The sequence below is a fragment of the Halonotius sp. F2-221B genome (genome assembly GCF_046719765.1).
Lineage (GTDB): Archaea > Halobacteriota > Halobacteria > Halobacteriales > Haloferacaceae > Halonotius.
Genome location: NZ_JABEBY010000025.1, coordinates 1 through 23,310, shown reverse-complemented (window position 1 = coordinate 23,310; position 23,310 = coordinate 1). Strand labels below are relative to the sequence as shown.

The following is a 23,310-nucleotide window of genomic DNA, read 5'->3' as shown; positions in this document are numbered from 1 at the left end:
GCTCTCTCTGCTGACCATCTTGAGACCAGTTACGAGCTCCGTTCACAAAAGAAGTACTCATCGCTACAGATGAGCGTTGAAGGAAATGGTGTGCTACAGCTAAATACGTATGAGGTAGCGGGCATTCCTGTGCCCGATATTCGAGAGTTCTCTGAGGAAGAGTGTGATGCGATTCGAGAGGCAACTGATGACTTGTTTGAGGGGGAACCTGATGCGGAACAACAACTGAATAAAGCGGTGCTTAATGCGGTCGGAGTTGAGGATATGTCGGTCGAAAAATTAGAAGACATGCGACAGGTTATGACGCATCAACGACTTGATGGAGAGTTCGAATCAGAGGTGATGCTACAGGATCTTGACGCTGCGACAGAATGGTCGGCTGATTACTTTGGTGAGGAAAATATAGGTGGAGAAAGCACATTAAACGACTTCTCGTAACGATCATAGCTCCGGCATACCGTTCTTACCTACGTTAACGCGAGGGCGTGTATCTGTAGATTTTCACTCTATGAGTGATTGGATGCGTGTAATCACCGGCTCAATATCATCAAGACTGGTCAGGCCTTGGAGGGAAAACTTCCCCGTTGAGAATAATAAAGCGGTAACTGGGGGTTCTTCAATCTGTACAATCACGGCTGCGAACTGTTCCGGTTCGTAATCAACATCAAATCCTTGTTGGCTAATCTTGACGCTGAGATCGCCTAACTGAAGTTGCGTGTTGAGATCACCACTGACAGCGATATTGGTAATGTCCGGTTCGCTGACCAGCGTTATCTCATGGCCGATGTCTCTCACGCGGTTCATGATGGTATCAACGTACCCCTCGGCCTCTTTTGTTGAGGTACAACCGTACACCAGAATCCGCTTTTCGCTCCAGTCGCGGCCATTCACCATCACCCGCACATTTGAGCCTTCGGGAACAAATTTGTACCCGCTTTTGCTACGTTCAAACCCATCGACCATCTCCAACTTTGTCGGATCCATACGGACGATGGCTTTGTGCATCATCGAATGGGGCGTATACTCAACACCGTCCTCGATGATACGGGTCTCGGCCTCACTCTCAGCACTTGTCACAGTAATATTCCATTCTCCGCATAGTCACCTGACTCTTGCGAATCAGCATGAACAACATGCTGGCTCTGTTGAAATCCTATCCTTCAGACACATTCTTGCCTGAAATGGCTGGTCGATCAGACGCGCGAACTGACAGCTAAGGTTTCTACCTGTCTCAAATATGAATATAATATTAGTTTATTGAATAAAGCAACTTCATCTATAGGTTCTGAATTCAACTACAGTCGCACGTTTACCGGCCGGATATATCATCAGATTCGACACGAAATAGGCGAAGCCATTGTGCTGAATACATCTCCTGTATCTCGCACAGATCGGTCTTCCAACTCTGAAACAGGTCGCGTTGTCTTTGGCAAGAGCCACTGTGGAATCAGGACGGCAGTGACAGATCCGCGCCTATAGTCCCCTATCAATGTCAATATACCTTATATTCGGATTATATTTTGACGGTTCGTCAATAGAATCGCCTTTTTTATACGGATGCGTCACCAAGCCGGCGATAGCTACACCCTCGATGAAGGAACTCGAACGCGACCTCGGACTGCTGTCGGTGTTGGCGATCAGCATCGGCGCGATGATCGGCAGCGGGATCTTCATTCTGCCGGCCCTCGCCCTTGATATCGCGGGCCCGGCGGTGATCCTCGCGTATCTGCTGGCCGGTCTGCTTGTCGTCCCCGCCGCCCTTTCGAAATCCGAGATGGCGACGGCGATGCCGGAGGCCGGCGGCACCTACATCTATATCGAACGCGGGATGGGACCGCTGTTGGGGACGATCGCCGGCGTCGGCACGTGGTTTTCGCTCTCGTTTAAGGGCGCGCTCGCGCTCGTCGGCGGTGTTCCCTACCTGCTGCTCATCTTTGATCTCCCGTTGCAGCCGGTCGCGTTGGGGTTGGCGACGGTGCTTATCCTCGTCAATCTCGTCGGCGCGAAACAGACCGGTCGCCTCCAGGTGATCATCGTCGTCGTCATGCTGGCCGCCCTCGGCTGGTTTGCCGCCGGCAGCGCGCCACAGGTGGGGGCGGCCAACTACGCGAACTTCTTCGGCGACGGCCTGTTCGGGTTGTTGGAGGCCACCGGACTGGTGTTCGTCTCCTATGCCGGCGTCACCAAGGTCGCCAGCGTCGCCGAGGAGATCGAATCCCCTGGCCGAAACATCCCGCTTGGGATACTGGGCTCGTTGGCGTTTACAACCGTACTTTACGTCGCCATCGTCGCCGTCCTCGTCGGCGTCACCGATCCCGGCAGCGTCGCCGGCTCGCTGACGCCCGTTGCCGTCGCCGCGGAAGCGACGCTCGGCGAGTGGGGCGTCCGCGCGGTCATCCTCGCGGCGATCCTCGCGCTCGTTTCGACGGCTAATGCGGGTATCCTCTCGTCATCGCGGTACCCCTTTGCGATGAGCCGCGACCAGCTCGCGCCGCCGTCGCTGTCGACGGTCAGCGAGCGGTTTGGCACGCCCGTCACCTCGATCACACTCACCGGCGCGGTGCTGTTGATGTTGATCGCCTTTGTCCCGATCCTCGACATCGCCAAACTCGCCAGCGCGTTCCAGATCCTCGTGTTCGCGCTGATCAACCTCGCTGTCGTCGCCTTTCGGGAGGGGAGTATGACCTACGAGCCGGAGTTCACCTCGCCGCTGTACCCATGGCTGCAGATCTTTGGCGCGGCCAGCGGGCTCCTGCTGTTGACCCAGATGGGGACGACCGCACTCGTTGGTGCGGTCGCCATCATCCTCGGCAGCCTCGTCTGGTATCTGTTGTACGCCAGTCCGCGCGTCGACCGCGAGGGGGCAGCGACCGACGCTGTCCGGCGGCGCGTCGGCCGGGACGTAATTGCCGACACCGAATCCGCCGTCGACGAGCGGCCACGGGAGGTGCTGCTCGCGCTCACCAAGGAGCTCGACGCCGACCGCGAGCGGTCGCTGGTCGCGCTGGCCGCCGACACCGTTCGGCCCGACGACGGCCGCGTCGTCGCCGTCCGGTTTCAGGAGGTGGCCGATCAGGTGCCGCTCACCGAGGAGCGAACCATCCAATCCTCGGCGGATCGCTCCTTCGAAACCCGGATGGACGACTACGCAGCGGCGCTACACGTCGATATCGAAGCCGATGAGATCGTCAGCCACGACACGAAACACGCCGTCGTCAACTTTGCCGACAGCCGCAGCGTCGACACGATCATCGCCGAACACGAGCCGCTCAGGCTCCGCTCGCGGCTGTTTGGCGACCCCATCGACTGGGTCGTCCGCCACGCGCCATGTGACGTGTTCCTCGTGGATAACCTCGGCTACGAGGAGCCGGCGCGGATCGCGGTTGCCGGCGACGGCGGTCCCTACCCGCCGCTGTCGGTGAATCTCGCGGGAGCACTCGCCGACGCCAACGACGGCAACGTCACGCTGTGGCATCCCGCCGGTCGGCCCGGCACCGACCAGTACGAGCGGACGATCGACGACTACCAGTCGGCGCTTTCGGGGCTGTTGTCGGTGCCGGTGTCGGCCGAACCGATCAGCACCGACGGCGGCCAGCCCTCGACGCCGGGGGTGTTGATCCGCCGCGGCGAGGTCAGCCGCCTCAGCAGCGCCGTCGGCGACGCCGGGCCGCTGTTCCCGAGTCCGGGCTGTACGGCGATCACGGTCTACCCACACGAGTCGCGTCGGCCGCCGCTGGGTCGCCGGCTGTTGGAACGGCTCACGTTCAGCCCGTGACCGCGTCTCAGCGTGACTGCCGTGCCGGCTGCGCGCTCGGCATGACTGCCGTGCCAGCCGCGCGCTCAGCGTGACCCCCGTATCGACCGCGCGGTCGCCGTTACATGTTGGACACGACTCACTCATCGGATGGACACGACTCACTCATCGGGTGTTGTTATCGGCTCGTCAACAACGTGGTGTGGCCCGAGCGGCCCGTGAGTCGGACAGACGCCCGCGATCGTCGTCGCGTTGAGACAGCAGGCCCGTTGCTCGCTGGCGATGGCCCCCAGTCGAACCGCCTCGCCACAGAGCCGGCAGTAGCCATCGTCGCTCATAGGTCGTGGTAGCACGACAGAGGGATAGCTCTCCCGATCGCCGTCATCCGATCGGTCTGGTTCACTCGACCAGATGCCGCGTTGCCAGCCCAACGAGATGGGCAGCCTCCGGGAGGATGATCTCCTGGGTTGCCAGCGTGACCGCGTTGGTGCTGCCCGGGAGGACGAAGACGGGTGTATCGCGGGCGATCCCGCCGGTCGCCCGGCTTGCGATCGTCCGCGTCCCGATCTCTTCGTAGGAGCGCTGCCGAAACAGCTCGCCGAACCCCGGCAGCTCCCGATCGAATCGCTCGCTGACCGCGTCGGGGGTCACATCGTCGATGGTCGCGCCGGTGCCGCCGGTGGTGACGACCAGATCGACGGTGTCGTCGTCGAGAAGCTCATCGAGGGCGCGTTGAATCTCGCCGACGCTGTCGGCGACGAGCCGGCGGGCGACGACACGGTGGCCGGCCTCCGCAAACAGCGATTCGATCTGATCGCCGCCGGGGTCGTCGGCGTCGTCGGCTTCGGCCCGCGATGTTGAGACCGTCAGGATCGCCGCCTGGAGCGGCGAAACGAGATCGTGGCCGTGGTCGTCGGTCGTTCGGCGGGCGGGATCGGTCGTCGGTGTGGGTGCCGGGCTGTCGGTCATACCGGCTGTGCGGTCGCCGATCGCAAAACGATGGCGGCTACTCGATGCTGACGAGCGCGACGGCGACGACCGCCAACACGATGCCAGCCAGCTTTCGCGGTGTCGGTGCTTCCCCGAGGAAAGCGATTCCAAGGATCGAACTCGTCACCAGAAACATCCCGAAGATCGGTGTCACGACGCTGACCGGGCCACGGGCTAACGCGCGATAGTACGCCAAGATCCCCACTGTGAGACAAACTCCGGCGGCGAGAATGTAGCCGGCATTCGGCCCACGAACATGTGTCATTACGGGCTGATCGGTGACGACGACGAGTGTGCTGACGACGCCAATCAACAACCCATTCGTGAGCAACATGGCCACGTCGCTCGGCACCGCGTTCGGCCCGGTTGTTGCCACCCGCAACAACACAGGCACGAGTGTGTATCCAACTAAGGCCAGGAGTGCCCACGGCAGATAGCTCATATCCGTGTTCGGGTCGCTGCAATGATAGCGGTTCTGGATGCCGGCTGCGTCACCGCCTCCGGCGGTATCTCCGACCGGGTGTCGCAAATGATATGCAACCGGGGGCCCCACCACATGTATGGACGAGAAACAGGAGCTCTTGTCGCTGCTGTCGACCGATGCGCGGGAGGATGTCGAGGATATCGCCCGCCAGCTCGGCACCGACACCGAGACGGTCGAGGGCCTGCTCGATGAGTTGGAGTCCGACGGCACCGTCCGTGGCTACCAGGCGGTTATCGATTGGGACAACACCGACAGCCAGCACGTCGCTGCCTTCGTCGAGCTCAACGTCGAACTCGACCGTGAAACCGGCTACAAGGAGATCGCCGATCGGATCGCCAAGTTCCCCGAGGTTGAATCCCTCCGACTCGTCTCCGGCGATTACGACTTTGCGATCGAGGTCACCGGCGAGTCGATGCAGGCTGTCTCCCAGTTTATCTCCGAGCAGATCGCGCCAATTCCGGAGATCACCCAGACGGTGACCCACTTCATCATGGAGACCTACAAGGAGGCCGGCATCGACTTCGGCGACCGCGACGACGACGATCGCCTCTCTGTGTCGCCATGACGCTGCAGCCGAACGACCGCGTTGCCGATACGCCGGAGTCCGGAATCAGAAAATTCTTCGAACTCGCCGAGGAGCGCGACGACGTGATCTCGCTGGGCGTCGGCGAACCGGATTTCTCCGCGCCGTGGGCCGCCCGCACCGCCGCGATCCACTCCCTGGAGGCGGGCAAGACCTCCTACACCGCCAACCGCGGCAAACTCGAACTCAGAGAGGCCATCGCCGACCACGTCGCGCAGTGGAACCACGAGTACGATCCCGACAGCGAGATCCTCGTAACGACGGGCGCAAGCGAGGCGGTCGATCTCGCGCTTCGCACCTTCGTCGATCCCGGGGATACCGTCGCCGTCCACCAGCCGACCTACATCTCGTATAAGCCGGGCGTCCGCTTCGCTGGCGGTGAGCCACTGCCGGTGCCGACCGGTGCCGAGAACGATTTCGTGTTGACGCCGGAGGCCCTGCGAGAGGCTGGCGCAGCTGACGCCGACGCGCTCATCCTCTGTTACCCGAACAACCCGACCGGCGCGGTGATGGACGCCGAGGAGGTCGCCGCTGTCGCCGAGTTCTGCGTCGACAACGAGATCGACGTGATCGCCGACGAGATCTACGCCGCGCTCACCTACGACGGCGACCACACCTCGATCGCAACGATGCCGAACATGCGGGAGCGAACGGTCGTCATCAACGGCTTCTCGAAGGCGTATGCGATGACCGGCCTGCGGCTCGGCTACGCGATGGGGCCGGCCGACGCGATTGAGGCGATGAACCGGGTTCACCAGTATACGATGCTGTCGGCGCCGACAACCGCGCAGTACGCCGCCATCGAGGCCCTCAGGAGTTGCGAGGACAGCGTCACCGAGATGGCGACCGCGTTCAACCGACGGCGGCGGTTCGTTCTCTCGCGGTTCGAGGAGATGGGGCTGGACTGCTTTACCGCCAAAGGTGCGTTCTACGCCTTCCCGGCCTGCGGCGGCGACGACGAAGCCTTCGCCGAGAACCTCCTAGAGGAACAGGGCGTTGCCGTCGTTCCCGGCAGCGTCTTCGGCCCCGGCGGGGCGGGCCATCTCCGCATCTCGTATGCGACGGGGATGCGTGACCTCAAAGAAGCGATGAACCGGATCGAATCCTTTGTTGCTGACCGGTAGTCGACAGCTGCGATCGACGCCTACTCGAAGGAAACCTCGTCGTCGGCCTCGTCGAACTCCTGGTAGAAGCCGGCGTAATCCTCGTGGTCGGTGAAGGCATCCAACGTGTCGTCAAGCTGGTCTCGGAGCTCGGTGATCTGCTCGGTGAGCTCCTGATACTCCTCGTTGTCGGCGAGGGCGGATTGACTCTTTTCGGACTCCAGGAGGGCTTTCTTCGAGGAGAGCGAAAACAGCTCCTGGACGCCCTCCTCGTAGGAGTTCCGGGAGAGCAGATCCTCGATCGTCTCTTCGAGCGTCTCCCGGGTGACGGGTTTGACAAGGTAGGTGTCGAACCCCATCTCGATGATATCGAAATCCGGCTCGACCGCCGTCACCATCGACACCCGACAATCGATCCCGCGGTCGCGAACCTCCTCCAGTACCTCGTCGCCGGAGAGCCCGGGCATCCGCCGGTCGAGAAGGATGACATCGATCTCGTCGTCCAGCTGTTCGACGGCCTCCTCGCCGCCGTAGGCCGTTCGAACACGGTAGTCCGCCCGGAGCCAGGTGGCATACAGATCAGCAAGGTCAGGTTCGTCCTCGACAACAAGTACGAGTGGGGGTTCGTCAGTCATATCTCGATGGATCCCTCGTCGCTCATAGAGGGTATGGTAGCCGAGGATATATGAAAATACCCCTTCCGGTGACGGGCCGTAAACAGTGTTTTCAAGCCCCCACCGGTGTACCACCACACATGGAGCAGGACGCCGCGGAGCTGATCACGGCCTACTACGAGGCGTTGGAAGCCAGCGAGCCGCTGTCGCCGTTCTTTGCGGAGTCGCTGTCGACGGTCAAGGTCGGCCTCAGCGAGCAGCTGGTCGGCTACCCCGAGGTCGCCGACGCCTTGGCCGAACAGACGGCGACAACGACCGACTGGCGCGTCGAGGACGCCGACCCGTCGGTCACCACCCGCGAGTCGTTTGCGTGGTTTCACGACCGGCTGACGCTGGCGTGGACGGACACAACCCTCGATACCGACTACGAGTTCGACACCCGGTGGACGGGGACGCTTGAAGCAAATCCGGATGGCACCTGGCAGTTTGTCTCCCTGCACGTTTCGGCGGCCAGCGAGGAGCTGCAGAACGCCGAGGACGACCTGTTTTCCTGGGACGACTGATGGTCGGCTCAAGCCTCACCGACGACGAGAAGGAAACCGCGAACACGCGGCTCAAGATCGGGTTTGTCTTCCTTGTCGCCGCGTCGATGGGGCTGATGGCGCTGCAGGTCGATCCGACACCGCTGCAGTTGGCTGTCGTCATCGCCGTCGGGCTCGTGGTTGGCGTCGCCCTGCTGTGGTTTGTGTTGCGGAATCTCGCTGACTATCGATCATCGCTGCGGTGAGAAACGGCTACTGCCGTACTCGACGCGACGCTCCCCACGCTGTCGCGCGCGGATCGCTGAACACTAAGTGGGGCAACCCATTGAGCCGGTATGGTCGAGTTTGGAACCGCTGGCATCCGCGGTTCGGTCGTCGAGACGGTCACCCCGGCGGTCGCCCTCGCGGTCGGGAGCGCGGTCGGTCGTCTCGCCGTCGAGGAGTCGACCGCTTCCGACCCGGAAATCGTCATCGGCCGAGATGGTCGGCTGACGGGGCCGGCCCTCACTGCGGCGGTGGAGGCTGGGGTCGCGGCCGCGGGGGCGATCCCGATCCGACTCGGCACCGTCCCGACGCCGACGCTGGCATTCGAATCCCGCGGTCGCTACGGGGTGATGCTCACGGCTTCGCACAATCCGCCGGCCGACAACGGGATTAAATGCTTTGTCGACGGCCAGGAGTTCGACGACGATCGGGAGGCCCGGATCGAAGCGCTTGTCGACGACGCGTCCCGCCCGGCCGATTTTGACGCGTGGCAGTCCCCCCGACACCGCGAGCCACTGCCCGACTACCGGGCTGCGGTCGCCGCGTCCGTCCGCGAGCAGCTCCCAACCGACGGCGAGTCGGCCACCTGCGATGGCCTGCGCGTCGCTGTCGACTGCGGCAACGGGATGGCCGCGCTGGCAACACCACAGGTGCTGGATACCCTTGGGGCAACTGTCGTCGCGCTCAACGCCAACGTTGACGGCCGGTTCCCGGGCCGACCGAGCAAGCCAACCCCAGAGACGCTTGGTGATCTCCGGGCCTTCGTCGCCGACGGCGAGTTCGATCTGGGGATCGCCCATGATGGCGACGCCGACCGGATCGTCATCCTCGATGGTGACGGCGAGATCATCCATGAGGATAGCGTGGTGGCGATGCTGGCGGGGTACTACACCCGCCGTGCGGTCTCGGGCGACGACGCCGGCAACGACGCTGCCGCTGCCGACCGCGGCGACGACCCGGTTGTCGTCACGACACCGAACGCCTCCGGCCGGATCGATGAGCAGGTGACCGCCGCCGGCGGCCGCGTCGAGCGGGTGCGTCTCGGCGCGCTGCATGAAGGGATCGCTGCCGCCGAACGTGACGGCGGACAGGTCGTCTTTGCGGCCGAGCCGTGGAAACATATCCACCCTGCGTTTGGTGGCTGGATCGACGGTGTGGTCAGCGCGGCACTCCTTTCTGGCCTTGTTGCAACCCATGGACTCGACGCGCTCCGCGAACCGATCACCGAACGCCCCTACCGGAAGGTCAGCGTCGACTGTCCGGACGGGGTCAAAGCCGCGGCGATGACGACACTGGAATCGTCGCTGCCAGAGGCGTTTCCCGACGCGACGGTGTCGCTGGAGCATGGGGTTCGGCTCACCCTGCCGGATGGCTCGTGGCTGCTCGTCCGACCCTCCGGCACCGAGCCCTACATTCGTCTGTATGCGGAAAGTGGGTCGGTCGACGAGCTTGTCGAAACCGCAACCGAGCGGATCGAAGCCGCCGTCGCCGACGCTGGCGGTGGGGCGGACTGACGGCTCTCTGCGGCGGAAAAATACGGTGAAAACTCCGGGTCGCGTTAGGCGTCTTCGGCGGCGGCGACGAGTTCCGCGTAGTCGGGCTCGTCGGTCGGCTCGTCGGCAACCCAGTCGTAGGTAACCGTGCCATCCTCGTCGAGCACGTAGACCGCGCGGTTGGCGATGCCGTAGAGGCCGAGATCCGGGATCTCCATCTCAAGGCCGTAGTCGCGGATGGCGTCGCCGGCCATATCGCTGACGAGCGTAAAGGAGAGGTCGTACTCGTCGGTGAACGCGCCCAGCGAGAACGCCGAGTCGGCGCTGAGGCCGAGGACGGTCGCCCCGGCGTCCTCGAATCCATCGAGGTGTTCCTCCAGGGCGACCATCTCGTTTGAGCACGGCGGCGTGAACGCGCCAGGGAAGAAGGCCAACACGACGGGGCCGTCACCGAGATAGTCGGACAGTTCAAAATCCTCGTGGTCGCTTGTCCCGATCGTTGCGGAAATGTCGGGGGCGGTGTCTCCGGTTGAAACCATAGGCACTCGGTGCGATGGGTGCAATCATCATAAGCCCGTTGTGCCACTAGATCGCACACGCAACCACTTCTCGCTACACTGTCGGTCTGTTTGTCTCCGGCTCCCCGTCTCACCACGCAATCATAGCAACTGTTGTCCCGGTCGCGGTCATAGGTGTCGTATGCACACCAACGACAACGGCCACTACGCGGCGGCGGTCGCCGCACTCGCCGATCGACGCTACGAGGCGGCCGGCGACGCTTACACCCGGGCTGGCTGGTCAGTGCTTGCCGACCCCCGTGACGATCTGGCACCGTTTGCCCCCGACGACCGCGGATCGATCGGTGACGGCCCCCGCCATCTGCTGACGGCCGCGCTCTGCTATCGCGTCGCCGACCGTCCAGCGCGCGCGACCCGCCGCGCCACCGCGGGGATCGCTCTCGTCGGTGATCTCGGCGCGACGATGGCAACGCCGCTCCAGGCCGCCTGTTTCGACGAGTTGGCCGCCGATTTCCGGGTTGCCGGTGGGCTGGAGGGGGCCGCCGACGCCTATACCGCTGCCGCCGACGCTTACCGAGCGGCGGCCGACGAGACAACCGATCCCCAGACGGTTGGGGCGACACCGCTCTTCTTGGCCGCGGCCGCGCCGGCACAACAGCTCGCTCGCACCCTCGATAACGGCGAGATCGCCATTGAGTGGGCGGATCTTCACGGAGCAGATCCATCCGATCCAGGAGATTTTCTGGCCGCTCGGGCTGAATACAAACGCCAGCGATTCCCGTCGTTGGTCGACGGCTGTGTTGATGCGGGTGTTCTCGCTGCACCGCGTGGAACGACCGAGTATGCGACCGATCACCACCAGTGTCCGGCCTGTGGCTCCCGCGATGTCAACTGGGTTGCCAACAGCACCCTCTGTCTTCGCTGTTCACGCCCAACTGAGCAGGGGTAGCTACCCGGTGTATTCGGCGAGGACAAACTCGGTGCTGCTGCCGAGTGGATCGGTCGCCGTCGGCGTGGCGAGAATCTCGAAGCCGGCCGTCTGCAACTGCGCCAGCGTGCGGTCGCGTCCCGGTGCCGAAAAGAACATCTCGCCGCCCATCCAGCCGCGCCGCACCGTCTCGAAGCGACCACCGGGAAGCGTACTCAACAGTACCCCACCCGGTCGCAACACCCGAGCGAACTCGGCGTACACATCGGGGTGTTCCGCCCGCGGGACGTGAAAGACCGCGTGGTAGGCGGTCAGCCCGTCGGCGACGGTTTCAGCCAGCGGCAGGTGTCGCATATCGGCTTGCACCAGTCGTGCGTCGGGGACGGTGTCGGCCGCCAGTGAGAGGCCGGTGCGGGCAAAGTCGATCCCGATGCTCTCAGCCGGGAGATTCGCCAGCGTGCGCGCACCGTCACCACAGCCGATGTCAACGATCGTCGGATCCGGCGGACAGTGCTCACGCAGGTCGTCGATGAGGGCCGCATCAGAGCCATCGGGGTCACGCCGGTCGGCATAGGTTGTCGACAGTGCCTCCCATGCGGCCTGTCGCTCGGTGGGTTCCATACGACAGCTATGGGCGCACCCGCAATGAGTTGTCGCCCCCAAGGATCGACACGCAGCCGGCGATTGACACTCAGCCGGCGATTGACACTCAGCCGGCGATCGCTACTCAGTCGGCCTACGACTCGCGACCGCCCCAGACCAGTTTGTCATCCAGCAGTTCGACCCGCAGCTCGCGGTCGACGGTCACCTGACACGACAGCCGCGGGTAGCCGAACCGCGCGGCCAGCCGGTCGTGCCAGTGGTCGGGTTCGTCGCCGTCAGCGAGTCGCACCCCACAGGTCGCACACAGCCCCCGGCCGCCGCAGTTTGCGTGTTCGGACAGCCGGCCGTACGGCGAGCACTCAGCCGCCAGCAACGCCTCCCGGAGCGTCCTCCCGGCGCGCACCGAGAGCTCGGTTTCGGTGCCCTCGCTTGTGACGACGACACGATAGGACTCGCTCATCACCCGGCTGTTCTCGCCGCAGCGACCTGAATCCGTTGCCGTGGCCGCAACGGTGTCGGCGACGGCGGGTCGAGACAGGAAAATTGATACCACCGAGGGCCGAAGATTCGCCATGAGCAGTGCGGAGGCGTCGCTGCAGTTGTTGTATGTCGACGCCGACGAGAACTGCCGAGAGGCGGTTCGCGGGGCTTTTGAGCCGGCGTGGACGGTGACGGCCGTCGAGAGCGGTGCGGCTGCCACCGACACCGATGTCGACTGTGTTGTTGTCTCGCCGTCGCTGCCGGAGACGCCGTGGCAGTCGGTGTATGAGTCGCTGACGGCCTCCTCTGACGCGCCGTTTGTGTTGTTTGCTGCCGATCCGACAGCCGAAACGGTGCGGCAGGCCTTCCGGCTCGGTGTCGACGATGTCGTCTACAAATCGGGTGCCAGCGACCCGACAGCGTGGTCTGATATCGGCGATCAGCCGGCCGTCGATCCCGCGGCTGACCCCGGCGGCGACAGTGAGTCCAGGGGAGCCAGCGAGCTTGAGTCGTTTGCGGCCGACGCCGTCGCCGTCCAGGAGCCGTCGGCGTCGACAGCTGCTGCCGATCCAACAGATGGGGTCATCGGGCTGAAAACCCGTGCTGAATCGCTCGTGGCTGCCCACCGACTCGACATCCGCGAGACAACCCTCGATGTCTCACGGTCGCTGATGAGCGCGGCTGACGACGAGGTTGACGTCAAGATCGAGTGGGCACTCCAGTCGCTGGCGACCGATCTTGAGGCGGTGGGGTGTTTGCTCTACCACTACGACGAGGAACGCGGGCTGCTGACCGAGGATTTCGGCTGGCGTGACACCGAGGCCCCCGACGACCCCACCGGCGAACTCCTGGCCGACGCGGAGATCCCGGATTCGGAGTTCCCCGGCTTCGAGGAGCAGCTGAGCCAGTTCGAAGCCGTCTGTTATGACGCAACGACTGACGACGCGGCCTTCGACGCCGAGGTTGGCACGCTGTTGGCGGTGCCGATCGTCATCGACTGGCAGCTGGCCGGCGCGCTCGTGGTGACGACAGCGACCCCCCGCCGGTGGTCTGCCTCGGCGCGCCAACAGCTGACCTCCGTCGGCGAGTTCATCGGCTACACCGAACGCCGTCGCCGCCGTCGCGCCGAACTCGAACGCCAGAACGAACGGCTCGAACAGTTTACTTCCGTTATCAGCCACGACCTCCAAAACCCACTCAGCGTCGTCACCGGCTATCTTGAGTTGGTTTCGGAGACCGGTGATGTCGACCGCCTTGATCCAGCGATCGAGGCCGCCGAGCGCATGGAGACGATGTTGAATGAGCTGTTGACACTGGCCCGTGAGGGTCGGGCGGTCGGCGACACCGAGCCGGTTGCGGTCGACGCTATCGTCAGCAACGCGTGGGACGGTGTCGACACGCCAACCGCAACGCTGGAAACCGAGGGCTTGGAGTCGATGGATCTGATCGAGGCTGATCCAACACGGCTCCAGGAGGTCTTCGAGAACCTGTTCCGCAACGCGATCGACCACGTCGGCGAGGATGTGACAGTGGCCGTTCGAGCGACAGATGACGGCGTTGTTGTCGGCGACGACGGCGAGGGGATCCCGCCTGCCGAGCAAAGCGAGATCTTCGAGCACGGTTACACCGGTGGCGGCGGCACCGGTCTTGGGCTATCGATCGTCGAAACGATCGTCGAGGGCCACGGCTGGGCGATCAGTGTCGGCGACAGCGAGGCCGGCGGCGCGGCGTTCCGGATCGATTTCGATCCCTGATTCGGGTGGCGCCGCCGCGGTCGTGGGTCGCCTTAGTGAAGCTTGAGCTCAACCCGTCGCCCGTCGGGATCCCGGACATAGATCGCCCAGTCGTTGCCGTAGGCACCGTACCGCTCGTAGGGTTCGCCCGCTTCGACGGTGTAGCCCGCGGCCTCGATCTCGTCGATCAGGGCGTCGATCTCTTCGCGCGTGTTGACCGTATCTGATCGCACCAACAGACAGATGTGTTCGCCGCCGACATCCATGTCGCTGTCGGTTGGGACGAGATGGATATGTCGGCCGCCGGCAACGACAGCGACGAAGGGCACCCCGCCGTCCTCGAACCGATCCCTGTCACGCGTCTCAAGGCCGAGCAGATCGCGGTAGAACCGCAGTGATTCGTCGAGATCACGAACGCGGATGGCGACGTGATCGATGTCGACAACGTCGATCGTCATGGCTGTCTCACTGTGCTGAATCGACTAAGCGGTACTGGTGGCTGACCGCTCGGCGCGCGTTCTGTCGCTCTCGTGTCAGTACGTCGCTCACGAATCGGCGGTGGCTGTGTGGGAGTCGTCGTCATCCACCGATGGCATCCACTCCGGGTAGTCGCCGCCTTCGAGCAGCTCCCGTGTTCGCCGGTGTCGGTACCGAAACATCGGCTCAAAGCCGACGACCGCCAGGCGATCGACCAGTGGGCCGACCGGCCCGGCCGGGAGTTCGTAGTCGACGGTGTCGATCATGACGGTCTCCTCGCCGTCGCCGTAGAACTCGTGGGTGTGGATCCACAGCGCGAAGGGGCCGCCGAGCATGTCGTCGCGGAACATCCGATACCCCTCACCGTGTTCGCGGGCGACGATCCGCGACAGCCATCGGCTTTCGGGGGCGACGCCGAACGGGCGACTCGCCATCGTGATCTCGCTGCCCTCGATTAGCGCTGGGGGATCGGCGTCGCCATCAGGGCCGACAACGCCATCAACGCTGAGCCCCATCCAGCCCGGCGTCAACGCTTCGAGGCCATCGATCTGCCCGTGAAACGCCCAGACGGCCTCCAAGGGTGCGTCGATCCGTGTCCGGCGGCTGTAGGTTGCCATACCGTCTGTAGGGGTGCCGACCGCAAAAACACCCGGTCAGATGGTGAACTGCGTGACCGTCGTGCCGGCGGCTCTGAGATCGGTGTCGGTCGCAGCGGCGACCGTGATCATCGTCTTCCCGTGGCCGATCGGCAGCGTCAGTTCGAACGTTCCGTTGTCGACAGCGACCGTTGTTGACTCCCCACCGGCACTGGCCGCGATGATCGCGCCGTCGCTCTCACCGGTGATCGTCAGCTCATCCTTTGCGACCTGCCGCTCGACCGACAGCGTCGGCCCGGCGGGCCGCTGTCCGCGTCGGTACCGATCGTCGACAGCCGTCGGCGTCTCGACGGGTTCGCCCTCGGCGATCCCGTGGGCCAGCCGGATGAACTGCGCCATACTCCAGGCCAGCGGCGTCGCCGACCCGGTGCCGTCACCGATATCCCAGTTGTACTCGTTGTCGATGTGGCGATCCCAGACCTGCTCGGCGATCATCCGGCCGCTGTTGGCGAATCGGGCCATCGTCTCCAAGAGATTCCGCGGGGCAAGCTCGCCATCGTCGGTGCCGGCCAACAGCTCGTACTCGCCGCGCTCGCCGGTAAAGATCGGCCACAGCCGACCCTTCCCTTTGGTTTGGACTGACCACGGCGCGCCCTTTTCGCCCATCGCGCGCTCACCGTAGCCGTCGCCGTTGTAGCGGTAAAACGCCGGGCCCTGGGGGGTATCCAGCCGGATCGTCTCGTCGACCTCGACCAGCGAGTTTTCGATCACGTTGTCGTCTGGTGGTTTGATGCCCAGTCGCGTCAGCTCAAGGAAGCCGCCGTCAATGATCTCTCGCTCGTCGAGTGTCGGCCCCGCGTTTGCCAGCGTCCGCAGATGGCCGGCCTCGGGGTTGCCGTCCCGCGTGACACGCACGTAGTATGGCGTGTTGGTGTGGAGCTGCGTGCCGGTTTCGGTCGCACACCACTCCTCGACGCGGGCGGCCCAGTCGTCGGCCAACGCAAGCCAGACGAGCGCGTCGCCGGTGTTGTCCTCGTCGATGGCGATGTCGGCCGCGCTGACCAATCCGGCGACCTCGGCGGCGATCGACGAGGGTGAGTAGCCGGCCTCCTCCTCCCACCGCTCCTGGGCGGTCGCCGGGCCGTTGCGGGCGACGTAATCCGCCGACCGCTTGACGTTGATATAGTCGTAGCTGACCTCCTCGAAGTCGATCCCCGCCTCGGCCAGCTGGTAGGCCATGATCAGCGGGAAGGAGATGTTGTCGATCTGCTCGCCACCCCAGCGGGTGAGCCCGTTGACGTAGGTGTTCTGGGGGATGAATCCCTCCTCGTCTTGTTGGTACTCGAAGATGTACTGGAGGGCGTCGGTCGCGGTTTTGTGGTCGCCGATCGCCGCAAAGACGGTAAAGACCTGATACAGATCCCGCGACCACACGAAGTTGTAGCCGTACCCTTTCGGCTCGTCGGCGGTGACCGCCTCACCCCACGGCACCGAGGGGCTGGCGATTCCCGCGCCGAGATAGGTTTTGTCCTCGACGGCCCGGAGGGCCATCAGACAGCTTTTGTACTGTTTGTAGAGCATCTCGTCGTCGACGACGAACTCGGGGATCTCCTTGTCGGCGAGAAAGTCCTGCCACGTCTCGCGGTAGGCCGCCCGCACGTCGTTGTAGCCGGTCGCCAACGCGCCTTCGGCCTCGCCGAGTGCGGCGGCGGTGTCGGCGTTGTTACCGAATCCGATCGCCAGCGTTTCGCCGACCGCTGTCCCCGAGCCGAGCAGGCCCGCAAGCACGATGTTGTCGTCATCGAGGCGGTCGTTTGGCAGCGGTCGATCGCCCTTGCTGAACAGCTCCGCGAGGTGTTCGGAGCCGGCCGCGCCGACCGTTGCCCACTCGAACTGGTTCGGCGTCGTCATCGCCATGGCAACGCTGTAGACATCACCGTCCTCGTCGGTCAACAGGGCTTCAGCCCCGGTATCGTAGGCCTCGGCGTCCCGGGCGGCCAGATGGTAGTTGCCGCGCTCGCCGAGCCGGTAGCCACGATCCCGGGTGCCGGTGTTGGTCAGCGAGATGTCGGCGACAGCGTAGATGTCGTACGTGTTTTTGTCGTCGCTTTCGAAATCGATGTCGGCGACGATGGCGTCGTGGTCGGGATCGATCGCGTACTCGACGGTCAGCGTCCACTCGTGGCCGCGACCATCGCCCTGCTCGGTGATGATATGTCGGAACAGCAGCGCGTCGTCGTCGGCCGGCTCGACCCGCCGGTCGATGGTTTCGGTGTCGTCGTCGGTGCGGGTCTCGTTGTGGCTGCGGGCGGTGTAGTCGGCGGTCTTGCCGGCGTCGGCAACGACGAAATCAACGGTTCGCAGATTCATCAGGTCGACCCGCGGGAACCGCGCCTCGGTGAGCGCGCCCTCGGTGAGCGTAAACCACACCTTCGAGGCGTCGTCGTTGTCGTGGTCGGCGACCGTCGCCACGCCGTATTTCTCGCCGGTCGTCCACCGCGGCCGGCTCTCCGGGCCGGATGGCGCGGGCGTGATGAGCGGCAGGGCGTTCTGCTCCCGCAGCGTCGCCGTCGCCCGCAGACGGAGGGCGTGCGACCACCCCAGCGGGGCCGCGCTGTCGACGGTGCCGTCATCGAAGGCCTGCTCGGCGAGATAGCCGGCCCGCGTTGTCAGCGGCCCGTTTGGAAGGAGATGCTCGTACAGCGTCCCGGCCTGATCGAAACACTCCGCAGCGTCGTCCTCGCGGTCGTATGTTGACAGCAGGACGCCGAGTTCGGTTGCGGCGACCGCGCCCCACGCCGTCGAGGGCGTCCAGATCTTCTCGCCCTGTTGGCCCTCCGACCGCCAGGTGTCGCCCTCAAAGCGTGCAAGCCCGGCGACGGTGCTGTCCTCGGGATCGCGGTACAGCGCGTCGAAGACGTGTTGGACGTGATCGCTGAGCCGGTCGAGGGTCGCCGACGACAGCTCGTCGTCGACGAGTTCGTCGTAGCTGACAACCGCCTCGACGATCCCGAAGGTGGCTGAATCGATCCGGTCGTCGAGCTTCCCGCTGTTGTTGAGCCGGATCCCGTAGGCCTCACGGGTCTTACTCCAGAACCGATCGAGGCCGTCGAAAACCGTCTTCGCCTGGGTTCGCGCGTGCGACTGGAGTTCGGGTTCGACCGGGGCATCGGCGACCGCCACGTAGGCCGCGAGATAGGTCGCCGCCGTGTGGCTGAACCGCCCGGTCATGTTCTCCCAGAGGTTTTGGCAGGCCACGGGTAGGCCGTCGTCGGCCAGTGTCTCGTCGAGCACGCCGACCCCGTCTCGGATCGTCGCCCGGATCTCCTCCCGCAGCGGCTCCGAGAGCGTCTCGCCGCGTTCGGTCAACAGCCGCCCAAGAAAGCCGACCACGCTTGCGGTCTGGTCGGCCTGGTAGTCGTCGTTGCCACCTTCGATGCGGCCGTGGGCCCACCCCGGGGCGAGCGAGCCATCCATCGCCCACACGCGGTGTGACCACGAGCCGTCGGCTTCCTGTGTCTCACAGAAGAACTCCGCGGTCGATGCCAGCGACTCCTGGAGGTCGAGATCCAACAGCGAATCCGCCGTCAGGAGGTGGCGACCGATCTCCGCCTCGTCGCGGAACCAGGTGTAGCCGTAGCCGCCGGAGTGCGCATAAAAGGGGTCGAACTCCGGGGCGGCGACGTGGGCCCCGGTCGGGGCTTTCAGCAACGAGAGCGCGCGCAGATCCTCTCGGACAACGTTACCGTTGGGTGCCGACTCCGGCACCGACACCTCCGCGCGCTGGCGGCCGGCCGCCCGGATGTCGTCGGCACTCCGGTGGCCGGCCGCACACTGCCGGAGATCCGCGAGGGCGGCTTCCCGATCGACTGTCTCGTGATCCGATAGCTGGGTGACGATCGTCGTTTTGGCCGCCCGGCCGCTCTGTTCTAAGGGGGCGTTGACGACGACATCGCCGCTGAGGTGGGTGTCCTCGAAGCGGTTGATGACGGCCTCACGCGGGAACTCGTAGGCTTCCTCGGAGAGAATTTCCTCGAAGCGTTCGGGGATCTGGCCCCGCACGTCGATGATGCCGGTCGAGGCGGTGACGTAATCGTGTTCACCGCGGTGGAAGATCTCGACGACATCGGTGTCGTTGGGGCCGGCCCCGTCATGGATGAGCCGGCCGACCTGTGATTCCTGGCCCTCGGGGGCGAAGGTGAGAAACGCCGTCAGCTCGGCGTTCGGTGGGATCGCACCCCGGAGCTCGATGTGGGTGACGTGGGCCCGCCCTAAGGTAAGGTCGTACTGGTGGACGGTGAACCCGTCGGCGGCGTACTCGGTTTCGACGACGTTTGTCTCCCGGTAGTAGTGTTGGCGAACCGTGGAGAACTCGTCGAACCACTGGGTATCGGTTTCGGTTTCGATGCCGAGTCGTGCCCGATCGATGCCATAGAGGCCTGACAGCGGTGAGGAGTAGTCCTGGAGCCCGCCATCAGGATCGACGTAGACGAGCCGATCCCCGTGCGCCGAAAACGCACCGTCGATGGTTCGGCACTCCGCCGGAAACCGACCATCGCGGCTGCGTTTGAACTCGTTGAGCGCGGTGCGGAGTCGCATGTAGGTGGGGATTCGCTGTCCACAACTAAGTATTGGCGGCTTTGCGTTCGCCGATATTCGTCCATGATAATGAACAAATGTGACACAGCACGCCGCAGATTTGATCACTGGCCTGTGGGGATACCACCCGTTTCAACCGATTTACAGGCCATTTGGCGGTTCGTTACTACAGGTCAAACAGTCGAACATCGTATCTTGCAAATACATAAGACCAAAGTAACCCTCTGCGTACGTACGAGTATGAACCATCCAGGGCAGCCGCAGTTCATTGCCGTTGGGGATGCTGTGCAGTTAGCTCCCCGCGATCCCGACCCAGATGCCGACTACAGTTGGACGATCACCGATGCACCGATCGACAGCGACACCACTCTCGGTGACGACCCGGTCGAGCATTTCGTCCCCGACGCCCCGGGGCGGTACGTGGCGACGTTGACGACGCCGACCGACACCTTCGATCAGACAATCCGGGTCTTCCCCAGCTCCTATCAGCCGACAGGGGAGGGCACCGGTGCGACCGGCGTCAGCGGTTACAGTGGGTACAGCGGCTACAGCGGGTACAGCGGCCAAAGCGGCTCCGCTCGCATCCAACGCAGTGGGAGCGGCTTTGCCTCGGGCTCCGGCTCGGGTGCACTCGGTGAGTCAGCGGGCGAGGGCGAAGGGCGCCCGCGAATCCGGCTTGACGGCGACATCGTTGACGACGAAGCCGTCATCACGGCGACACCGAAACCGCATCCCGACTCCTCGCGTGACGCCGACGAGCTCGATGTCGAGTTCCTGCTTGACGACCGCGACGGCGTCGACGAGTCCGCGGTCACCATCGACGGCCACGAACTCCGCGCGCCGCTTGACGTTATCGACGACGAACTGCGTGTGCACGGCGTTGCCATCGGCGACAGTTACAGCGTTGCCGACGCCGTCAGCATCGACCGCCTCGGCGACGAGGGCGACTTCGCGGTTCACCGGCTGTACGACCCGCCGCAGTGGGGCAAGGAAGTCACCCTCTATGAGATCTACGTCCGCGGCTACGCGGCCGACGACGACGAGGCCGAGACGACGTTCGAAGCCCTCGAAAACCGCCTCGATTACATGGAAGAACTCGGTGTCGACTGTCTGTGGCTGACGCCCGTGCTCCAGCACGACGGCGCGCCACACGGCTACAACATCACCGACTTCTTCAGCATCGCCGACGACCTCGGCGACCGCGAGGACTACGAGTCATTTGTCGACGCCGCTCACGACCGTGGGATGTCGGTGCTGTTCGACCTCGTGCTCAACCACTCCGCGCGTGACCATCCGTACTTCGAGGACGCCTATCAGAATCCGGACTCGGAGTATTACGACTGGTACGAATGGCAGGACAACGGCGAGCCGGGCACCTACTTCGGCTGGGAGTTTATCGCCAACTTCGATTTCACCAACCTCGAAGTCCGCCGGCACCTGCTCGAAGCCCTCGACACGTGGGCGGAAGTCGCCGACGGCTTCCGGTGTGATATGGCGTGGGCCGTCCCCGAGTCCTTCTGGAAGGAGATGCGGGAGCGGCTGAAGGCCATCGACCCCGAGTTCCTGCTGCTGGATGAGACGATCCCGTATATCGCCGACTTCCACGAGGGGATGTTCGACATCCACTTCGATACGACGACCTACTTCACGCTCCGGCAGGTCGGCGACGGCAACCAGCCCGCCGAAGCGATTCTCGACGCTGTTGAGGGCCGCCAGCGGTCTGCGTTCCCCGATCACGCTGCCTTCATGCTCTACATGGAGAACCACGACGAAAGCCGCTACATCGTCGAATGCGGGGATGCCGCCACAAAGGCTGCCGCGGGCGCGGTGTTCACCCTGCCCGGCGTGCCGATGCTGTACGGCGGCCAGGAACTCGGCCAGCGCGGCCGGCGTGACCACCTGGCGTGGGATCACGCCCGCGATGAGATCCGCGATCACTACGATCAGCTGATCGACCTCAAACAGGAGTATCCGGCACTCAGCTCCAACGGCGATCTTCAACGGATCGACTACGACGCCGACAACGAGGATGAGGTCGTCGCCTTCGGCCGCGAGAGCGGTGATGACCGCTATATCGTCGTGCTCAACTTCGGCGAGGGCGAGACGGTCGTCGGCGTTGACGAAACCGTTGATGCGACCGATCTCGTCTCCGGGGAGTCCCGCGCCGCCGAGGCGGGGCTGACCGTCGACAGCGTGGCCGTCTTCGAAGCCGCCGACTAAGCTCGCCGTCTCGTTTTTTGGTTTCGCCACCGACAGTTTTGACGCTGGCCGTCGTAGGACGATGTATGTACGACCGACTTCTCCTGCCAACAGACATGAGCCCCGGTGTCGACCAGGCGACCGCCCACGCGATCGACGCCGCACAGCGGTATGACGCCGCGTTGCACGTGCTCTATGTTGTCGACTCCGACGCTTACAGCTCGTACCCGGGCGATGAGTACGTCCACGAGTTTGAGGGCTTGGAGGCCGCGCTTGAACAGGCTGGTGCGGATGCCATCGCGGCGATCGTCGAGCAGGCCGCCGAGGCCAGCGTCGAGACCGAATCGACCATCCGGCACGGCGTCCCCCACGAGGAGATTCTCGCCTACGTCGATGACGCCGGGATCGATCTGACGATCATGGGCTCGAAGCATCGCGCAGGGGAGTACCGAAGCCTGCTCGGGAGTGTCGCCGAACGCGTTGTGACGATGGCCGACGGGCCGGTGACCGTCGTGAAAACACCGGTCGATGCCGACTAATCGGTCGTGTTGTCTCCCGCAGCGGTGTCGAGGACGATGCCATGTGAGCGGTCAGCACACAATCACCCATGTGTTCACTTCTCATGGGTTGGTGTCGTTGCTGACGTGACGAACGGCTGAACTTCCTGCTTTGTTTTCGAATCTCGGACTGTATCAGAGGCCTTTTGTATAAACCCCGTCTTCGGTAGAATGCACTGGTCGTGTGTGGAAACACGCTCAACCATTGCCGTCCGGAATCGCCGGACGGCTCCCAGTTCAAAACAATGCCCTTAAGTATAACAGGGCGTTCGACTGGAATGCAGCGAAAACACACCGCGAGCCGCCGACCGTTCGAATCGGTCAGCACTCGCATGGATTGAGTGGACGACAGTCCACGAGTGATCCGACGGGCTTATACGGCCCAGTCGGGTACGTTCAGATCCGAAGATATGGGGATCCCACCCCTGCGGTACGCCGTAAGCCGGGATCCGACGTTAGCCTTGGTAGTTCGGTGCCACCCGATCGCTCGCGTGGCGCCGAACACAGACCATGCAATGAGACACATTTGGTGACCGATCCCCGTCAGGGGATCGTTCCCGCCAACCCCCAGTTGTCTCTCTGAGACAACTGGACACATTCCGGTTGATCCTGCCGGAGGACATTGCTATTGGGATTCGATTTAGCCATGCTAGTTGAGCGAGTTTAGACTCGCGGCGCATAGCTCAGTAACACGTGGCCAAGCTCCCCTTCAGTCGGCGATACCCTCGGGAAACTGAGGCTAACAGCCGATACTCGACGCCAGCTGGAATGCGGCGTCGTCGAAAAGTGATGC

Annotated in this window: 21 protein-coding genes, 1 rRNA gene and 1 pseudogene; 12 read left to right on the top strand and 11 right to left on the bottom strand. The window is 63.9% G+C overall.

All coding sequences use genetic code 11. The annotated features are described in order from the left end of the window. Positions 1 to 438, top strand: a pseudogene (locus tag HKK80_RS14360) (hypothetical protein); the annotation flags it as partial. A gap of 63 nt (positions 439 to 501) precedes the next feature. Here the strand turns inward: HKK80_RS14360 and HKK80_RS14355 are convergent. Next, the gene (locus HKK80_RS14355; RefSeq protein ID WP_411800268.1) at positions 502 to 1,077 is read right to left on the bottom strand and encodes a hypothetical protein; all 576 of its coding nucleotides are present in this window, start codon (positions 1,075 to 1,077) and stop codon (positions 502 to 504) included. A 514-nt stretch (positions 1,078 to 1,591) separates the two neighbouring features. On the opposite strand from HKK80_RS14355, the gene HKK80_RS14350 reads away from it, so the two are divergent. After that, complete coding sequence (locus HKK80_RS14350) at positions 1,592 to 3,775, top strand: amino acid permease (RefSeq protein ID WP_411800267.1); 2,184 nt, start codon at positions 1,592 to 1,594, stop codon at positions 3,773 to 3,775. A 140-nt stretch (positions 3,776 to 3,915) separates the two neighbouring features. Here the strand turns inward: HKK80_RS14350 and HKK80_RS14345 are convergent, their stop codons facing one another. From HKK80_RS14345 to HKK80_RS14335, 3 genes are all read right to left on the bottom strand, one after another. Next, on the bottom strand, positions 3,916 to 4,092 hold the full coding sequence (locus HKK80_RS14345) for a hypothetical protein (RefSeq protein WP_411800266.1): 177 nt from the start codon (positions 4,090 to 4,092) through the stop codon (positions 3,916 to 3,918). A gap of 61 nt (positions 4,093 to 4,153) precedes the next feature. Beyond that, the gene (locus tag HKK80_RS14340) at positions 4,154 to 4,723 is read right to left on the bottom strand and encodes a molybdenum cofactor biosynthesis protein B (RefSeq protein WP_411800265.1); all 570 of its coding nucleotides are present in this window, start codon (positions 4,721 to 4,723) and stop codon (positions 4,154 to 4,156) included. Between the two features lie 37 nt (positions 4,724 to 4,760). Beyond that, entirely contained in the window at positions 4,761 to 5,186 is a 426-nt protein-coding gene (locus HKK80_RS14335) for an EamA family transporter (protein ID WP_411800264.1), read from the bottom strand. A 118-nt stretch (positions 5,187 to 5,304) separates the two neighbouring features. Here HKK80_RS14335 and HKK80_RS14330 point away from each other — a divergent pair, with 118 nt between their 5' ends. Both HKK80_RS14330 and HKK80_RS14325 read left to right on the top strand, forming a co-directional pair. Continuing rightward, complete coding sequence (locus HKK80_RS14330) at positions 5,305 to 5,793, top strand: Lrp/AsnC family transcriptional regulator (protein WP_411800263.1); 489 nt, start codon at positions 5,305 to 5,307, stop codon at positions 5,791 to 5,793. Beyond that, on the top strand, positions 5,790 to 6,935 hold the full coding sequence (locus HKK80_RS14325; protein WP_411800262.1) for a pyridoxal phosphate-dependent aminotransferase: 1,146 nt from the start codon (positions 5,790 to 5,792) through the stop codon (positions 6,933 to 6,935). Before HKK80_RS14330 ends, HKK80_RS14325 begins: the two co-directional genes overlap by 4 nt. Positions 6,936 to 6,955: 20 nt before the next feature. On the opposite strand, the gene HKK80_RS14320 is transcribed toward HKK80_RS14325, so the two are convergent. Continuing rightward, the gene (locus HKK80_RS14320) at positions 6,956 to 7,549 is read right to left on the bottom strand and encodes a HalX domain-containing protein (RefSeq protein ID WP_411800261.1); all 594 of its coding nucleotides are present in this window, start codon (positions 7,547 to 7,549) and stop codon (positions 6,956 to 6,958) included. A 119-nt stretch (positions 7,550 to 7,668) separates the two neighbouring features. On the opposite strand from HKK80_RS14320, the gene HKK80_RS14315 reads away from it, so the two are divergent. The 3 genes from HKK80_RS14315 (at position 7,669) to HKK80_RS14305 (ending at position 9,848) form a co-directional block, all read left to right on the top strand. Continuing rightward, the gene (locus HKK80_RS14315; protein ID WP_411800260.1) at positions 7,669 to 8,091 is read left to right on the top strand and encodes a nuclear transport factor 2 family protein; all 423 of its coding nucleotides are present in this window, start codon (positions 7,669 to 7,671) and stop codon (positions 8,089 to 8,091) included. Next, the gene (locus HKK80_RS14310; protein ID WP_411800259.1) at positions 8,091 to 8,315 is read left to right on the top strand and encodes a hypothetical protein; all 225 of its coding nucleotides are present in this window, start codon (positions 8,091 to 8,093) and stop codon (positions 8,313 to 8,315) included. The genes HKK80_RS14315 and HKK80_RS14310 overlap by 1 nt, the downstream gene beginning before the upstream one ends. Before the next feature lie 90 nt (positions 8,316 to 8,405). Then, positions 8,406 to 9,848: a phosphomannomutase gene (locus HKK80_RS14305; RefSeq protein WP_411800258.1), complete on the top strand. Its 1,443-nt coding sequence runs from the start codon at positions 8,406 to 8,408 to the stop codon at positions 9,846 to 9,848. A 44-nt stretch (positions 9,849 to 9,892) separates the two neighbouring features. Here HKK80_RS14305 and HKK80_RS14300 read toward each other — a convergent pair whose 3' ends face one another. Beyond that, a complete protein-coding gene (locus HKK80_RS14300; RefSeq protein ID WP_411800257.1) occupies positions 9,893 to 10,366 on the bottom strand; it encodes a redoxin domain-containing protein in 474 nt (157 codons plus the stop codon). Positions 10,367 to 10,526: 160 nt separating this feature from the next. Here HKK80_RS14300 and HKK80_RS14295 point away from each other — a divergent pair, with 160 nt between their 5' ends. Further along, complete coding sequence (locus HKK80_RS14295; RefSeq protein WP_411800256.1) at positions 10,527 to 11,294, top strand: hypothetical protein; 768 nt, start codon at positions 10,527 to 10,529, stop codon at positions 11,292 to 11,294. Here HKK80_RS14295 and HKK80_RS14290 read toward each other — a convergent pair whose 3' ends face one another. Both HKK80_RS14290 and HKK80_RS14285 read right to left on the bottom strand, forming a co-directional pair. Beyond that, entirely contained in the window at positions 11,295 to 11,894 is a 600-nt protein-coding gene (locus HKK80_RS14290) for a class I SAM-dependent methyltransferase (protein WP_411800255.1), read from the bottom strand. It abuts the gene before it with no gap. A 115-nt stretch (positions 11,895 to 12,009) separates the two neighbouring features. After that, on the bottom strand, positions 12,010 to 12,336 hold the full coding sequence (locus tag HKK80_RS14285) for a 2Fe-2S iron-sulfur cluster-binding protein (protein WP_411800254.1): 327 nt from the start codon (positions 12,334 to 12,336) through the stop codon (positions 12,010 to 12,012). A 112-nt stretch (positions 12,337 to 12,448) separates the two neighbouring features. On the opposite strand from HKK80_RS14285, the gene HKK80_RS14280 reads away from it, so the two are divergent. After that, complete coding sequence (locus tag HKK80_RS14280; RefSeq protein ID WP_411800253.1) at positions 12,449 to 14,110, top strand: ATP-binding protein; 1,662 nt, start codon at positions 12,449 to 12,451, stop codon at positions 14,108 to 14,110. A 32-nt stretch (positions 14,111 to 14,142) separates the two neighbouring features. Here HKK80_RS14280 and HKK80_RS14275 read toward each other — a convergent pair whose 3' ends face one another. The 3 genes from HKK80_RS14275 to HKK80_RS14265 form a co-directional block, all read right to left on the bottom strand. Further along, on the bottom strand, positions 14,143 to 14,547 hold the full coding sequence (locus HKK80_RS14275) for a VOC family protein (RefSeq protein ID WP_411800252.1): 405 nt from the start codon (positions 14,545 to 14,547) through the stop codon (positions 14,143 to 14,145). 87 nt (positions 14,548 to 14,634) lie between these two features. Beyond that, positions 14,635 to 15,183: an SRPBCC family protein gene (locus HKK80_RS14270; RefSeq protein ID WP_411800251.1), complete on the bottom strand. Its 549-nt coding sequence runs from the start codon at positions 15,181 to 15,183 to the stop codon at positions 14,635 to 14,637. Positions 15,184 to 15,219: 36 nt separating this feature from the next. Next, positions 15,220 to 19,761 carry a glycoside hydrolase family 15 protein gene (locus tag HKK80_RS14265; RefSeq protein WP_411800250.1) on the bottom strand — a complete coding sequence of 1,514 codons (4,542 nt, stop codon included), beginning with the start codon at positions 19,759 to 19,761 and terminating at the stop codon, positions 15,220 to 15,222. Between the two features lie 240 nt (positions 19,762 to 20,001). Here HKK80_RS14265 and malA point away from each other — a divergent pair, with 240 nt between their 5' ends. The 3 genes from malA to HKK80_RS14250 form a co-directional block, all read left to right on the top strand. Next, a complete protein-coding gene (gene malA / locus HKK80_RS14260) occupies positions 20,002 to 21,981 on the top strand; it encodes an alpha-amylase MalA (protein ID WP_411800249.1) in 1,980 nt (659 codons plus the stop codon). A gap of 65 nt (positions 21,982 to 22,046) precedes the next feature. After that, a complete protein-coding gene (locus HKK80_RS14255; RefSeq protein ID WP_411800248.1) occupies positions 22,047 to 22,499 on the top strand; it encodes a universal stress protein in 453 nt (150 codons plus the stop codon). A gap of 614 nt (positions 22,500 to 23,113) precedes the next feature. Then, positions 23,114 to 23,310, top strand: a 16S ribosomal RNA gene (locus HKK80_RS14250); the annotation flags it as partial.